Annotated in this window: 19 protein-coding genes; 18 read left to right on the top strand and 1 reads right to left on the bottom strand. The window is 46.1% G+C overall.

Translation table 11 applies throughout. The annotated features are described in order from the left end of the window. The first annotated feature begins 366 nt into the window (after window positions 1-366). Window positions 367-693, top strand: coding sequence for a hypothetical protein (locus HRU21_04225; GenBank protein NRA41498.1), 327 nt, complete (start codon window positions 367-369; stop codon window positions 691-693). A gap of 50 nt (window positions 694-743) precedes the next feature. Here the strand turns inward: HRU21_04225 and HRU21_04220 are convergent, their stop codons facing one another. Beyond that, window positions 744-1,082, bottom strand: a complete 339-nt coding sequence (locus HRU21_04220) for an alkylphosphonate utilization protein (protein NRA41497.1) — start codon at window positions 1,080-1,082, stop codon at window positions 744-746. A 196-nt stretch (window positions 1,083-1,278) separates the two neighbouring features. Between HRU21_04220 and HRU21_04215 the strand changes: the two genes are divergently transcribed. From HRU21_04215 to HRU21_04135, 17 genes are all read left to right on the top strand, one after another. Further along, on the top strand, window positions 1,279-1,608 hold the full coding sequence (locus HRU21_04215; protein NRA41496.1) for a DUF393 domain-containing protein: 330 nt from the start codon (window positions 1,279-1,281) through the stop codon (window positions 1,606-1,608). A gap of 151 nt (window positions 1,609-1,759) precedes the next feature. After that, complete coding sequence (locus HRU21_04210; protein NRA41495.1) at window positions 1,760-2,149, top strand: hypothetical protein; 390 nt, start codon at window positions 1,760-1,762, stop codon at window positions 2,147-2,149. A gap of 187 nt (window positions 2,150-2,336) precedes the next feature. Beyond that, window positions 2,337-2,771, top strand: coding sequence for a PaaI family thioesterase (locus HRU21_04205; protein ID NRA41494.1), 435 nt, complete (start codon window positions 2,337-2,339; stop codon window positions 2,769-2,771). A gap of 17 nt (window positions 2,772-2,788) precedes the next feature. After that, the gene (locus tag HRU21_04200; GenBank protein NRA41493.1) at window positions 2,789-3,247 is read left to right on the top strand and encodes a nuclear transport factor 2 family protein; all 459 of its coding nucleotides are present in this window, start codon (window positions 2,789-2,791) and stop codon (window positions 3,245-3,247) included. Window positions 3,248-3,279: 32 nt separating this feature from the next. After that, window positions 3,280-3,960 (top strand): SIMPL domain-containing protein, encoded by a 681-nt coding sequence (locus HRU21_04195; GenBank protein NRA41492.1) that lies wholly within the window; start codon window positions 3,280-3,282, stop codon window positions 3,958-3,960. 2 nt (window positions 3,961-3,962) lie between these two features. After that, window positions 3,963-4,196: a hypothetical protein gene (locus tag HRU21_04190; protein NRA41491.1), complete on the top strand. Its 234-nt coding sequence runs from the start codon at window positions 3,963-3,965 to the stop codon at window positions 4,194-4,196. A 23-nt stretch (window positions 4,197-4,219) separates the two neighbouring features. Next, on the top strand, window positions 4,220-4,957 hold the full coding sequence (locus tag HRU21_04185) for an SIMPL domain-containing protein (protein NRA41490.1): 738 nt from the start codon (window positions 4,220-4,222) through the stop codon (window positions 4,955-4,957). 100 nt (window positions 4,958-5,057) lie between these two features. Next, window positions 5,058-5,522, top strand: a complete 465-nt coding sequence (locus tag HRU21_04180; protein ID NRA41489.1) for a PaaI family thioesterase — start codon at window positions 5,058-5,060, stop codon at window positions 5,520-5,522. Between the two features lie 391 nt (window positions 5,523-5,913). After that, window positions 5,914-7,896, top strand: a complete 1,983-nt coding sequence (locus HRU21_04175) for an NAD(P)/FAD-dependent oxidoreductase (protein NRA41488.1) — start codon at window positions 5,914-5,916, stop codon at window positions 7,894-7,896. Window positions 7,897-7,903: 7 nt separating this feature from the next. Further along, a complete protein-coding gene (locus tag HRU21_04170; GenBank protein ID NRA41487.1) occupies window positions 7,904-9,190 on the top strand; it encodes a cytochrome c3 family protein in 1,287 nt (428 codons plus the stop codon). A gap of 28 nt (window positions 9,191-9,218) precedes the next feature. Then, window positions 9,219-9,791 carry a DUF3365 domain-containing protein gene (locus HRU21_04165; protein ID NRA41486.1) on the top strand — a complete coding sequence of 191 codons (573 nt, stop codon included), beginning with the start codon at window positions 9,219-9,221 and terminating at the stop codon, window positions 9,789-9,791. Window positions 9,792-9,815: 24 nt separating this feature from the next. Then, window positions 9,816-10,166 (top strand): cytochrome c5 family protein, encoded by a 351-nt coding sequence (locus HRU21_04160; GenBank protein ID NRA41485.1) that lies wholly within the window; start codon window positions 9,816-9,818, stop codon window positions 10,164-10,166. A gap of 63 nt (window positions 10,167-10,229) precedes the next feature. After that, entirely contained in the window at window positions 10,230-10,661 is a 432-nt protein-coding gene (locus tag HRU21_04155) for a hemin receptor (protein NRA41484.1), read from the top strand. Between the two features lie 312 nt (window positions 10,662-10,973). Continuing rightward, complete coding sequence (locus tag HRU21_04150) at window positions 10,974-12,341, top strand: ABC transporter substrate-binding protein (GenBank protein NRA41483.1); 1,368 nt, start codon at window positions 10,974-10,976, stop codon at window positions 12,339-12,341. A 151-nt stretch (window positions 12,342-12,492) separates the two neighbouring features. Beyond that, entirely contained in the window at window positions 12,493-13,491 is a 999-nt protein-coding gene (locus tag HRU21_04145; GenBank protein ID NRA41482.1) for an ABC transporter permease, read from the top strand. Window positions 13,492-13,523: 32 nt separating this feature from the next. After that, complete coding sequence (locus HRU21_04140) at window positions 13,524-14,369, top strand: ABC transporter ATP-binding protein (protein ID NRA41481.1); 846 nt, start codon at window positions 13,524-13,526, stop codon at window positions 14,367-14,369. A 74-nt stretch (window positions 14,370-14,443) separates the two neighbouring features. After that, window positions 14,444-14,888: alginate export family protein (locus tag HRU21_04135; GenBank protein ID NRA41480.1), on the top strand; the 445-nt coding region annotated here is incomplete at its 3' end.

The raw sequence follows: 14,888 nt of genomic DNA, 5'->3' as shown, positions 1-14,888 counted from the left end.
TGCTGGTTTAGGCGAATGGACAGGGCAGGTTGATCAGATCAAGTTTGAGCCCAGCGGCGAGCTTATTGGCAGTTCAGGTTCTTCGGCCAGCGATATTTCAGGGTTCACGATTCGATATCGCATCCGAGTCAATTAACGCTGCGTCAGTCTCACTTATTTTAAACGATCATTGGCCGAATCATTTGCAGATATTGTGCTTTTTTATATTGAGCTACTAAGCTAGAACATTGACGGTTATATAAGTAATCTATACTTTAATGAGAGGATAAAATGTTCACACAAAAAAACAATATTGCAATTTTCAGTCTCTTGCTGGCACTAGTCTTGGCACCATTTCATAGCCATGCTGATCAGCAACATACCGATATGTCTTTGCATCATATGCATGTGATGATTAACCATGCGGTAGAAATGGCGGCCGAGGGTTCAAGCTTGGTGATGTTGGGTAAAATGGATATGTCGAGCGATGTCGATAATATGACTATACTGCATGGCGAAAAAATGATTGCCAGTGCGAAAGCCTTAATTGAGAAAACTGTTGAGGGTGATGCAATGCAAGCCTTGCATAAGGCTGGGCAGGGCAAAACGCCAATGATGGCATATACGCATCAACTTGCAGATGCTGCGATGAATTATATTAGCATGTTAGAAAATATGCCTGATGGGGCGATTCATCAGCACGCTAAAGATTGATGCGTTGTGAATTTAGTGGATTAAACGTTCGCTATTAATGCCGTCGCTAACTACGACTTTTTGACAAATTTCGCCGTGATCATCATCTCGCCGCCCTTAGCTAATTTGCAATCGAGCTGGTGATCATCGCCGTCAACAATGCGTTTGATAGTTGCTTTGCTGCCTATTTTAAGCACTTGAGAACTGCCCTTCACTTTTAAATCTTTAATGATGGTGATCTTGTCGCCAGCCTCTAAAATCTGCCCGTTTACGTCTTTGATGGCTGCTAGGGCGAGTTGCTCAGCCTGTTCATTGGAGTTCCATTCGAAACCACATTCAGGGCACACCCATTGATCTTGATCTTGATACACATAGGGCGATTGGCATTGCAGGCAGTTTGGGCTAGACATAAGTGGGCAGTATTGTAAAAGACGGCAGTGTAGTGCTAAAGGCAGAATAAATCGAGCTGAATTATTTAGCTGTGATGGCTGCGAAAAGCATTGCAGTGATGAAAGATGATGCATTTTTTGCAAATGCGATATGTTTTCAGCGGCCTCACTGTATTAGCTAGCTAGTCTAGCAGTTATGTCAGTGCGTAAATACAACATGAAAGATACCATTTATTATGACGGCGCATGCCCAGTGTGCCGCGCAGAAATGCAAAAACTGGCCAGCTGTGCCGACGCTTCCTTGGAGCTTGCCGATATCCATAGCTTGGATGACTCTGCCGATCTTCCCTCAAAAGCAACGCTTTTGGCGCGTTTGCATGTGCGCACGGCAGATGGTCAATGGTTGCAAGGTGTGGATGCCAATGTGCGAGCTTGGCAGCATACCCCTTATGCCAAAGCCTGGCGGGTATTAGTATGGCCAGTGTTCAAACCCTTTAGTTGGCTTGGTTACGAGATCTGGCTGAAGTGGCGCGCTTGGCGTGGCTAGAAAAGCATATTGACAGCTCGATATTGGCCTGTCCTGACTCAAAATATTTTCGCCTAAAATTTGTCTGCTGAAAGTCGATGCAAACACTCGTTGATAATAATAATTATTTGCGTTTAAATATTGTTTTCTTGATTTCTTTTAGGAGCTTACCATGCCGCGATTTTTACGGCGCATAAGCGCATTGTTTGTCTTATGCTGCACTGCCAATGCTATGGCTGAAAAGCCGATTCAACACATGCAGGTGGATGTGATTACTGAGGCTGCCTCGGCAGAGATGGTGTTTCAGCGCGATACCGCCAAGCTGCAGGCACTGATGCCGTTAACCGACAGCGATTTAGCACAGGTGCATCAGATCAGTTATACACTTGAGCAGAGTATTGCCTATTATGTTAGCAACGCTTCTGACTCTGCTAAGGCACAGGCTGCCATGATGGCTGAGCAGGTTGAATCGTTTCATTTGCACTCTGAGAGTCAGCGTCTCGCAGATACCGAAGCTGCGCTTCAGCAATACCTATCGACGGCGGCAAACTTTAAGCCATAAGCAGCTTTCTCGCCTAGCTTACCCATCTGTGAAGCGTAATGAGGCCTTCACAGAGGGTGTCATGCTTAACCTTTCTTTTATCATGTTGTGCTCTGCTGTTAGTGTTCTCGCTGGTTAACGAGCTGTAATAGGCGATCACGGCTTTCAATGACACAATATGTGCTGAATCAGCATATAAGGAAAAGCTATGAGCATAGGTGTCGATGTTGCCTGGACCAAAATGATCAATCCGCAGTTAGAATCACTGACGGATACAGCATTAACCTTGAGTCACACCCCAGAGAATTTACACTTGAATCATAATGGCGATGTGAATGCGGGTGTGATTTTTTCGATGAGTGAAATGGTTGGCATGGGCTTGGTCGTGCTATTGTTGGGCGATTTGGCGGCACAGGCCTTGGTGGTGGTAAAAAACGTTAATATCGATTTTGTGGCTCGTGCCTCAGGGCGGTTAGAATGTGTGGCGCAGATATCCGAACAAGAAAAACAACAGATGCTTGATCGTGCCAGCGCCGGCGGAACTATTGAGCAAGCGGTTGCGGTTGAAGTGCGCGATGCTGATCAGCAGCTAGTCTCATCGGCAACGGTGTTAGCGTATGTGGGTCAAAGAAAGCCGACGTAATTTATCTAAGGTGGCTGATGATGATAGGTGCAATACTGTTAAAAACCATGATCGAGCGGACCGGCAGTCAACCAATTAATAGCCGTGATGTGTCGGCGCTGTTGGCGCACTGGTCCGATGATGCGGTGCTAGTTTATCCTGGCAATATGCCGTTTAGTGGTGAAATTCGCGGTAAGCCGATGTTGACAGCATTTTTTGAGATTTATATGCAGCAGTTTCCAACCCTTAACTTTACCCCGCGGCATACTTTTATCGATAACATCTATGCTTTGGGCGTCAGCAATCAATTGGCAACCGAGATTGACGTTTGTTATACCAACCGCTTTGGTGTGACGTTCGAAAACACTGTGATGAGCTCATTACAGATCAAGGGTGGTAAATTGGTCTATGATAAAGACTATTATTATGATGTTGATGCGCTTAATGCGGCATGGCAGGGTGCAGACTTGCGCAAGCTTGAGCCATTTTTAAACTAAGCCTGTTGGGCGCAAAGATTAGAGGAATATCCATGAAGCTATGCTTGCACAAGCTGAGTGTCAGTTTGCTTTTCGCTAGCTGCCTATCGTGGTCGCAGACTTTACTGGCTGACGATAAAAGTATTTTGGTCAGCGGCAAAGCGGTCGAGAAAGCGCCGGTAGATACCTTGAATTGGCAAATTCGCCTGAACGCTGAGGATCGTGATGCTGACGATTGTAAAGCAAAAATCGATCGTCAGGCACAGTCTGTGATTCAGGCGTTGCAGACCTTGTATGACGAGCAGCATGAGTATCGTCGTTCAACTTTCAGCAATTATGTCTCCAAGGGTAAGAATTATTGTCGCCAAAGTTTGAGCCTGAAAACTCAGCAGCTTGCTCTTTATGATGCGACCAGTAAGATACTTAGCGGTATTGGTGATATCAATGTTAATGTGGCGAGCAGCTCCTCTAAGATTGCCGAAACCGAAAAGCTGGCCTTGGTAAACGCGTTAAAAGTGGCGCAGGCCAAGGCTGCTGCACTTGCCGGCCATTTGAACGTCAAGTTAGGTGGCGTGCTCGAGGTCAGTGAGAATATCAATAATTATGGCTATGCACATACCCGCAGTGTTAAGCAGTTTGCTATGGCCGAAGATAATGCGATGGAGCAGCTTACCCTAGACCCTGTGACAATTCGTGCCGAGCTTGTTTATCGGGTAGCGATAGCGGATCAGTAGTCTTGACGCTAACGGTTAATCAAAAGATTATGATTACTGCGGTGCAAAGAGACTACCGCTTTGTGCAAGATGCTAAAAATCGGCGTGCACCTAAGGTGGGTGATGTGGCGGTGGTGAAAGCAGTGCTTAATCAAAATATGCTCGGTTATGAGCTAGCCTGCTTTGACCGTTATCAGCAGTTTGTTTGGCAGATGAAGCTGGCAGACAGTGCGATTGAATATAAGCGATTAGACTGATCGCGCTTTGCAAGGACGATAGTATGAGCAATACAGCGAATGTGACTCACCTTATAAGCATAAAAGCGGCCGCACTTTTGGGACTATCGATATTGATTGGGCTTGCCGTGTTGGGTTACCAGCTGTCAAATGCCGCAATATCGGTAAAGCAATTTGAGCGTAGCGTTAGTGTGAAAGGTTTGGCTGAGCAGGAAGTGCAGGCGGATATTGTGCTTTGGCCGATTCAGTTTGTTGCCGCGGATAACGACCTGCAGGCACTCTATGTGGAATTAGAGCGTCAGGCGCAGCTGGTACAGCAGTTTTTAACAGCGAATGGTCTGGCCGACAATGAGATTACTGTCACGGCGCCGTCGATTAACGACCGTTCGGCGCAGCAATGGGGCAATGAAGCGCAAAAGTTTCGTTATGCCGCCAGTCAAACGGTTACCGTCTATTCACAGCAAGTGCAGCTGGCGCGTCAGCTGCAAGCAAAACTGTCGCAGCTCGGTAAGCAAGGCATTGTGTTTAATGCAGGCAACTATAATGCGCAAACCGAGTATATTTATACCCATTTAAATACCATCAAGCCGCAAATGATTGAGCGTGCAACTCGCAATGCGCGCGACGTGGCTGAAAAATTTGCGAAAGATTCAGATAGCCAGCTGGGTAAGATTAAGCGCGCGTCGCAGGGGCAGTTCAGTATTACTGCGCGTGATAAAAATAATCCGCAGATCAAAAAAGTGCGCGTCGTGTCAACGGTCGAGTATTACCTTTCCGATTAATAGAGCATATTGCTGTTTTTCATGGCGCATTTGCGCCAATACCTTCAATCCATAAAGTTGTTTATAATGCTCCGCTTTTATTCAGTGTAAAAGGGTTTCTATGATACCGGAAGGTTTTAAGCCATACCGAGGTGATGGCACATTTAATGACGTGGTACAGCCACTGTATATCAAAAAAATGCCTAATGGTGAGACGCAGCTTGGCTTTGAGGTGCAGCAAAATCATTGCAACTTTATGGGTATGGTGCATGGCGGCTGTGTGATGAGCTTTATGGATATGGCTTTGTCTGCTGCGGTATGTGAGGCAATGGGCAAATATACCAGTTCACCAACCATCAATATTAGCTTTGATTTTATGTCGGCAGCCAAAGTGGGTGACTGGGTTTTTGCTGCTATTGCCTCAGTTAAGTTGACGCGCACCATGGGTTTTGTGTCGGGTATGTTAGAGGGGCCTGAGGGTCCGGTTGTGCGGGCCAGCGGTGTGTTTAAGCTGCCACGAGAATTAGATGCACACCCTGGTATGGATCCTGAAGAGTATTATCAGTGGCGTAGCAGTCAAGATTGATGTGAGATTGCTTAGTTGCATAAAAGCCGTTGATTATCTTGGTGCAAAAATATTCATTTTAGTGCGAATGTCGCCATATAACCCATTCTATGCTTTAAGGAATGGATCATAAATTGTTGAAAAAATTAACCTTATTTAATATGGCACAGAAATAGCTTATCGTTTCGTGTGCTGCCGATGAAGGTGGTGATAAAATACAGCAAAGGCGCTTAATGACTCACACATAAAAATTTGTGTTGAGGCATTAGGCGCTTTTTTTTGCTTCCATGCTCAAGTTGTCAAAGGTGGCAGCTTCAGTGCTCGTGATGAGTGAGAGTTTAGTAAAGACGCTAAAGCTTTGGTTTAACAGCCAGAGCGTTAGCGTTTTTTTTTGCCAAAAATTACAGGGCCTATGTGCGCAGCAATAGATCAATACAGCAAAAACTGTGATGCCTCAGTGTCAGCTCTAAGGGTGGTTATTATTGGTAACGGCCCAGTGGGGATGCGTGTAGCTGCAGAGCTGCTTCAGCAGCACAGTCAGATTGCCATTACCCTCATTGGCGATGAGCCTTATGCGCCCTATGATCGCGTTCGATTGTCGGCAATGCTCGCTGGCGATGTGCGGCGTGAGGCGATTTATCTTCAGCCTCTGGCGCCTGAGTCTTCGCAGCAGCTGTTTTCAGTAGTTGCCCGTGTGCATCATATTGATGCCGATGCAAAACAGCTTGTAGATACTGAGGGGCAGCGATATCACTATGATAAATGCTTTATCGCCACTGGCTCGCGTGCCTTTGTACCAACGATACCGGGTAATGCGCTAGACAATGTATTCACCTTTCGCAACTTAATCGACGCAGAGCGTTTGTACAGCAAGCTAATGAGTGTGCGTTCGACAGTGGTGGTTGGTGGCGGCCTGTTAGGTTTAGAGGCTGCCAAAGGACTGCATAAATATGGCAACAAGGTGACGATTATTCAGCAGGGCGAATTTTTAATGAATCGTCAGTTGGACGCCTTCGCCGCTAATAAATTACAGCAAAGTATTCAAGCTCTAGGAATAGATGTGTTAGTCAATGAGGGCGTTAGAGAGCTTGTGGGTGATGCGCGTGTGCGGGCGGTAAAAACCCGGTCCGGCCGCGAGATCATGGCTGATATGGTGCTGTTTTGTACGGGCATAACGCCTAATATTGATATTGCCAAGCGCTCTGGGCTTCACTATGGCAAAGGTGTGCAAGTTAACCAGTTTCTGCAAACCTCGAATCCTGATATCTATGCCGTAGGCGAGTGCTGCGAGTATAACGGTCTGACTTACGGTCTGGTCAGCCCCGGTTTTGAGCAGGCTAGGGTGGCGGTGCAGCATCTATCGCAGCACCCTGCGCGCTATGCCGGCAGTTCTCTAGTGGCGCGCTTAAAAGTGGTGGGTACTGATGTGGCTTCGTTTGGCGAGATTAATTATGACGCCGGCCGAAGCCGCTACCGCGAATGGATTTGGCGTAATGCTGACCAGTCTGAATATCGCAAGCTGGTACTCCATAAGCATAGATTGATTGGTGCGGTAAGTTTAGGGCCGTGGCCGGATTTTTCCAAAACACAACATAGCTTTCAGCAAGGTGATCGCATTATGCCTTGGCAGCTATTGCGTTTTAAGTGGACTGGCTCCCTATGGCGTCAGGGGCAGCAGTCGGTGCAAGCCTGGCCTGATAGTGCAGTGCTGTGCCAGTGTCATGCGGTGACAAAAGGCGAGATTGCGAAGCGCTGCGCGCAAGCGGGTACAACGGTTGCTGAGCTGTCGGCGTCGACCATGGCCGGAACCGGTTGTGGTTCTTGCTTACCGTTGTTAACAGAGATGGTGGGTGCGAAGCGAGAAAAAGAGCAGGCTTGGCGGCCGCAGCTGGTGTTGAGTGCTATAGCCGCATTGCTGGCGACAGTTTATCTGTTAATGCCTGAGGCGAAAACCGCAGATTCAGTGCTGCAAATTAGCTGGTACGAACGGATCTGGAATGATCATTTTGTTAAACAAGTAACAGGTTTCAGCTTGTTAGGGCTTACCGTGCTTGGCATGTTGATGTCATTGCGAAAGCGTATTGCAGTCATATCGTTAGGGCATTTTTCCAAATGGCGAGTGCTGCATATTTTACTTGGGGTGCTGTGTGTTGTAACGCTTGGCTTGCATACCGGCTTTCATCTTGGTGAAAACTTAAACCGCTGGCTTATGCTGAACTTTATCGCGGTAGTGTTTATGGGTTCGTTGGCCGGTGTGTTGGTCGCTGGCTCGCATTGGTTTGCTGCGGGAAATGCGCGACTGTTTCGGCGGCGAAGTACATGGCTGCATGTGCTAGTGGCTTGGCCACTGCCGGTGTTGTTGATCTTTCATATCCTCAGTGTGTATTACTTTTAGGTGAGTTGTGAAAAAAATATGGATACTTTGGGGGCTGATATGCCTGGCTTTAGCAGGCTACTTTGTTAATCAGATGTTTATTCAAGCGCATAAAACAGATTTTCTCATCGGCGAAGCCAGTTATGGCCACTATCAAATTGAGATGGCTTGTACGGCATGTCATACCGAGCCTTTTGGCGGTGAGGAAATACTGCAAAATGCATGCGTTGCGTGTCATCAAACAGAGTTAGATGCGGCACACGATTCGCATCCGAAAAAAAAGTTTACCGATCCGCGTAACGCCGACCGTCTAGAGGTCGTGGATGCGCGCTATTGTGTGAGTTGTCATACCGAGCATCAGCATGAGCAGACAAGAGCGATGGGCGTAAGTTTGCCAGATGACTATTGCTATCACTGCCATCAGGATATTGCTGAAGAGCGTGAGAGCCATCAAGATTTAGCGTTTGATAGTTGTGCTGATGCAGGCTGCCATAACTATCACGATAATCGAGCTTTATACGAAAATTTCTTATTGCAACATGCGCAAGAGCCATGGCTTAAGGTGTTAGATGAAGTAGTGCTCTCGTCTAGCATGCCCAGTTATTATCATCACTCTAAAAATGCAGATTTTTCTGATGTTAGTGCGCAGCAGCCAGTAAATTTAGATTCTGAGGCAAAAATTGCTGTGGCGGCAGTGTTTGCTGAAGATATTCATGCAGAAGCTGGCTTGTCATGTGCAAGCTGTCATTTACAAGATGCAGATGAGTGGTTAGCGAAGCCGGCATCGAGTCAGTGTGCTACCTGTCACAGTCAAGAAACGGAAGGGTTTCTAGCCTCGAAGCATGGCATGCGCTTGGCGCAAGATTTGCCGGCAATGAATACTGATATGAGTAGGTCGATGGCGTTTCATACTGCGGCGCAACAAGAGTGCAGTGCCTGTCATGCGCCGCATCAGTATCAGCAGATGTCTGCAACTGAAAGCTGTTTGAGTTGTCATGACGATGAGCATTCGAAAAGCTTTATCGCCTCACCGCATGCTAAGCAATCGGATATTGAGTTTAGTTGCGCCACCTGTCATATGCCGCATAAGCAAATCATGATTGACGGGCAGGCATTCAGCATGGTCGAGCATAATCAAAATGCCAATCTCAGACCAAATGAGAAGATGATTCGAGAGGTCTGCCTTGACTGTCATGGTTTAGGTTTTTCGATTGATGCATTAGCAGACCAGCTTTTAATTAATAACAATTTTAATGGCCAGCCTAGTAAGCATGTTCCATCAATAGATTGGGCGTTAGAAAGAGATTCACGATAACACTGATATGTTAACCAAGGAGAAACCTATGAAAAAACTACTATCGGTAACCACAATGGCAGCCTTGGCTGTCGGCTTAAGTGCATGTAAAGATGAGGTTGTAATGAAGGGTATAGAGCCTAAGTTATATACCGACTCGTTGTTTGCAGTGATGAATGCGGATCGCGCTAATTATACCAAGCTGGTTGTGCAGCGCTTGGGTCCGAATGGCTCGGGTGCGGTTAAGCCTGATGAACATTGGGAAGATATTGATAATGGCACTTTACTGCCGGCGCAGATGTTTAGGGCTGGCGCTGAGAGAGTTGCAGAAACTACGGATGACTTTACCTACTCGCTGCAGTCGCTTTGGCCAATAAATAAGCAAAATGCGCCGAAAACACCGATGGAAAAAGAAGGTCTGCAATTTATTGCAGATAACCCTGGGCAAAATTTTTACGGTGAAGAAGCGTTGGGCGACGTGACCTACTTTACTGCAGTGTATCCTGATGTGGCTGTGTCGCCAGCCTGCACCACATGCCATAACGACCATAAAGACTCGCCGAAAACTGATTTTCAGATTGGTGAAGTCATGGGTGGCGTTGTTATTCGCGTGCCGCTTTAAGCGATTGATTGCTTGGGTGTTGTGATGAAGTTTTGTTTGATAGCCATGAGTTTGGTGTTTGCGGCTGTGAATCTATTGAGCTGTGTTGATGCTGTTGAGAACCCCTCAGCAAATAGCGTTAGCGCTGAGCTTGCGTTGGGAGCGAGTATTGTTAAGCAGCACTGCGTCGTTTGTCACAGTCAAGGCATCAATGGTGCACCCATTATTGGCAATAAGAAGATGTGGTCAAAGCGCGCGCCGCAAGGTTTGGCGGTTTTGACTGCGCATGCGATCGAGGGCTACGAGCTGATGCCAGCCAAGGGCGGTAAAACGTTTCTAAGCGATGCTGAAGTGGCCGAGGCGGTAAAATATATGCTGAGTCAAGTGGATCAGTGATGATCAGTCATGGAGGCTGAAATGCTTAAAAAATTGATGTCATTAATAAAGGGAGAATCTGATATGTCAGATACGTTAAACGCAGAAAAAATTGCGCTCTGCCGTGATTCATGGTCGAAAGTGGAGCCAATTGCAGATGATGCGGCGGCCTTATTCTACAGTAACTTGTTTGAGGCTGATCCCGCGCTCAAGCCATTGTTTAAAGGAGACCTCACTGAGCAGGGTAAAAAGCTGATGCAAATGATCACTGCGGCAGTAAATTTATTGGATAAGTTGGATGAATTGGTGCCGGTGGTAGAAAAGCTGGCACTGCGCCATGTGGGCTATGGGGTTAAAGATGAGCACTATGCAACAGTTGGTGCTGCATTGATCAAAACCTTGGGGCAGGGTTTAGGCGATGCTTTTACCGATGAGGTGAAGGCCGCATGGCTGACAGCCTACGGCGTCTTATCATCTACCATGATAGCTGCAGCGAATGCGGAGCAGCCAGCGTAGAGATTAACTTTAGGTGGCTCGAGAAAAACCAGCGAAAGCTGGTTTTTTTTGTGCAAGCAGAATTTTAAAGCTAACCAAAATAGTGCCATAAGGTATTTTTAGAGGTAAATTATCACCATTAAATTTATATAAGTATATGATTTATAATAACTAATTAAAGTTGGCATGATTAAAGCTTTATTTTAAATCAGAAATATCATCAATGGCGATGAAAATAAATATAAGCAAAGGCGCTTAATGCTCTGCAGTTAATGTTGCGGCAGCATTAAGCGTTTTTTTTAACCCACACACTAACCTCAAGAGGGTAAATACATGAAGTGGTTACAACCAATAAAGTTAGCTGCGGCCGCTGCGGTAATGACAATGACGACGCAGTCAGTGTTGGCCGCCGTTGGCGAGCCTGAAAAAGAAGATTTGAAGTTTGGCTTTATCAAGCTAACCGATATGGCGCCTTTAGCGATTGCCTACGAGAATGGCTATTTTGAAGACGAAGATCTGTATGTAACGTTAGAAGCGCAGGCCAACTGGAAGGTATTGTTGGACGGCGTCATTGATGGTCAGCTCGACGGTGCACATATGTTGGCGGGTCAGCCGCTCGGCGCTACGATCGGTTTTGGCACGCAGGCGCATATCATCACCGCTTTCAGCATGGACTTAAATGGTAACGGCATTACCGTTTCAAATGATATTTGGCAGCAAATGAAGCCGAACATTCCTAAACAGGCCGACGGTAAGCCAGTGCATCCTATTAAAGCCGATGCGCTGAAGCCAATAGTTGAAAAATACAAATCTGAGGGTAAGCCCTTCAATATGGGTATGGTATTCCCGGTATCCACGCACAACTATGAGCTGCGTTATTGGCTAGCTGCAGGCGGTATTCACCCAGGCTTTTATGCGCCACATAAGGGCGACATCAAGGGACAGCTGCAAGCCGATGCTTTATTGAGCGTGACGCCGCCGCCGCAAATGCCAGCCACCTTAGAAGCGGGTACTATTTATGGCTACTGTGTGGGTGAGCCATGGAACCAGCAGGCAGTGTTTAAAGGTATTGGTGTGCCGGTTATTACTGACTATGAAATTTGGAAAAACAACCCAGAAAAAGTGTTTGGTGTATCCAAGGCTTGGGCGGATAAATATCCAAATACTCATATCCGAGTAGTTAAAGCAATGATTCGCGCCGCGCAATGGCTGGATGAGAATAACAATGCCAATCGTATGGAAGCGGTGAAAATCTTGTCTAAGCCTAATTATGTTGGTGCAGATAAAGACGTTATTGCTAACTCGATGACCGGTACATTTGAGTATGAAAAAGGTGATAAGCGTGAAGTGCCTGATTTCAACGTATTTTTCCGCTATAACGCAACCTATCCATACTACTCAGATGCCATCTGGTACCTAACGCAAATGCGTCGCTGGGGCCAAATCTCTGAAGCTAAGCCAGACAGCTGGTATATGGACATTGCCAAGAAAGTTTATCGCCCTGACATTTATGCTATCGCTGCCAAAGAATTGATCGCAGAAGGTAAGGTGCAGGCAAAAGATTTTCCTGACTTCGCCAGCGAGAGTGGCTTTAAACCAGTCGAAGAGTCCTTCATTGACGGTATTCCTTATGACGGTACTAAGCCAAATGCTTACCTTGCTAAGTTCCCAATTGGCTTAAAGCAAGGCGAAAAGCTGTAACGATTAACCATGCATGGACGCATTGAGGGCATGGATGCCCATTACAACTACCAAGACAAAGTATGAGTAATTTTCACACCACAAATAACAATGTCGTTAATTATTCTATGGGTTTTGCAACGCTGTAAAACAAGATGAGTGAGATACTACTATGTCAAATGCAATCATGAATGTGATAGAACCTTATAAATTATTGCTAATGGGAAAAGACCCGATAGCACAAATCAATACTATCTTTCGGCAAATAGGTTTGCCTCTGCTAGGTATATTGGTGTTTTTATTTTTTTGGTCGATCGGTGCATCAAAAATAGACACCTCGTTAGGTAAGTTTCCAGGCCCTGCGGCAGTGTATGAGCAAGGTCAGAATTTGTGGCTTGAGCACAAAGAAGAGCGCATTAAAGAAGAGAAGTTTTATCAGCGCCAAGAAGCCAGGAATGCTAAAAAATTAGAGAAAAATCCAGATTATCAAGTGCGCATTCGTCCCTATACAGGCGCGCCCACATTTATTGATCAAATATTCACCTCTTTAGTGACAGTGTTAGCAGGTTTTGTACTGGCGTCATTGATTGCTATTCCAGTTGGTATAGCGATCGGTTTAAGTGAAGGTTTATACAGTGCGGCCAATCCGGTGATTCAAATATTCAAACCGGTATCGCCGCTGGCATGGCTACCTCTAGTGACTATGGTGGTGTCAGCCTTATATGTGTCTGATGACCCGCTAGTGGCTAAGTCTTTTATTAATTCGATGATTACGGTGACGCTTTGCTCGCTATGGCCGACCATGATTAATACTGCCGTGGGTGTATCGGGCGTATCGAAAGATTTACAAAACGTCAGTCAGGTGTTGCGTTTAAGCTGGCTTACACATGTGCGCAAAATTGTTTTGCCATCTTCGATTCCGATGATCTTTACGGGCTTACGCTTGTCACTAGGCATCGCATGGATGGTATTAATTGCTGCAGAAATGCTGGCACAAAATCCAGGCCTTGGAAAATTTGTTTGGGATGAATTTCAAAACGGCAGCTCGGCGTCTCTAGGTCGCATCATGTTTGCTGTTTTGGTCATTGGTTTTATTGGCTTTATTCTCGACCGCATCATGATGCTGCTGCAGCGCAAGGTGTCGTGGGATAAAAATAGCTCTGTGCGTTAATGCATCAAGATAATTGAGTTGAGGATAAAACAATGAATAAATTTTTAGAATTAAGTGATGTGGCAATTGAGTTTCCTACCCCGACCGGTCCATTTTGTGCGGTGCAGTCGGTTGATCTGGATATTCAGCAGGGTGAGTTTGTTTCTTTGATTGGTCATTCAGGCTGCGGCAAATCTACCGTGTTAAATATGGTTGCAGGCCTCTATCAGGCCACCAAAGGTGGGGTTATTTTGCACGGTAAAGAAGTGCTAGAGCCAGGGCCTGAGCGTGCGGTGGTATTTCAAAACCATTCTTTACTGCCATGGTTAACCGCCTATGAAAATGTTGAGCTTGCGGTTAAGACAGTATTTAAAGGGCAAAAGTCCAAGGCCGAAATGAAAGATTGGATTGAGCACAATCTTAAACTTGTGCATATGGAACATGCGATGCACAAGCGCCCGGATGAGATTTCTGGCGGCATGAAACAGCGCGTTGGTATTGCGCGTGCCCTAGCTATGGAGCCAGAAGTGTTGTTGATGGATGAGCCCTTTGGTGCACTGGATGCGCTTACGCGGGCGCATTTACAAGATTCATTAATGGAAATTCAAAGTGATTTAAATAATACCGTCATCATGATTACCCATGATGTGGATGAGGCCGTGTTGTTGTCGGATCGGATTGTCATGATGACAAATGGACCAGCAGCGACTATCGGCGAGATTTTGGCAATCGACTTAGAGCGACCACGAGACCGTTTGGCACTCGCTGATGATGTGCAATACAACCATTATCGTGCCGCTGTATTGCAGTTCTTATATGAGAAGCAAAAAAAAGTTGAGAATTTTGAGCAGGCTAAACAAAAGAAAGCCAAAAAATCTAACAAGGTAAAGGTAGCCTAATTTTTTAATGATAGTTTAATCTAAAGGGGAAACTTATGAAGTTAAACAAAACAAGCAGCGCTATTTTAGCGGCTATGACGACGGCTGGCACATTGGGTGTTAGCTCGGGCGCAAACGCTGACGCATTTATCGATGCATTAACCTCAGGCAAAACATTTGCCACTACACGTCTTCGTTACGAGTCGGTAGAGCAGGATAATGCCCTCGATGATGCGACCGCTGTAACCCTGCGTACGCGGCTTGGCTATACCACCGGTGACTTCATGGGCTTTACCGCAACGGCTGAGTTTGAGGATGGGCGTGTGGCCTTTGGTGAAGATGAATACGCGCCATTGTCACAAGGTTTTTCAGTGATAGGTGACCCTGAATTCACTGAAGTTGATCAGGCATTTATTCAATATAACTCTGACATATTTACTACTAAGATTGGCCGCCAAGTGGTGACTTTAGATAATCAGCGTTTTATTGGCCATGTGGCGTGGCGTAATAACCGTCAAACCTTTGATGCAGCGCGCTTTA

Source organism: Pseudomonadales bacterium (genome assembly GCA_013215025.1).
GTDB lineage: Bacteria > Pseudomonadota > Gammaproteobacteria > Pseudomonadales > DT-91 > DT-91.
Note: the sequence above shows the minus strand (reverse complement) of the source record. Positions and strands in the feature narration are given on the sequence as shown.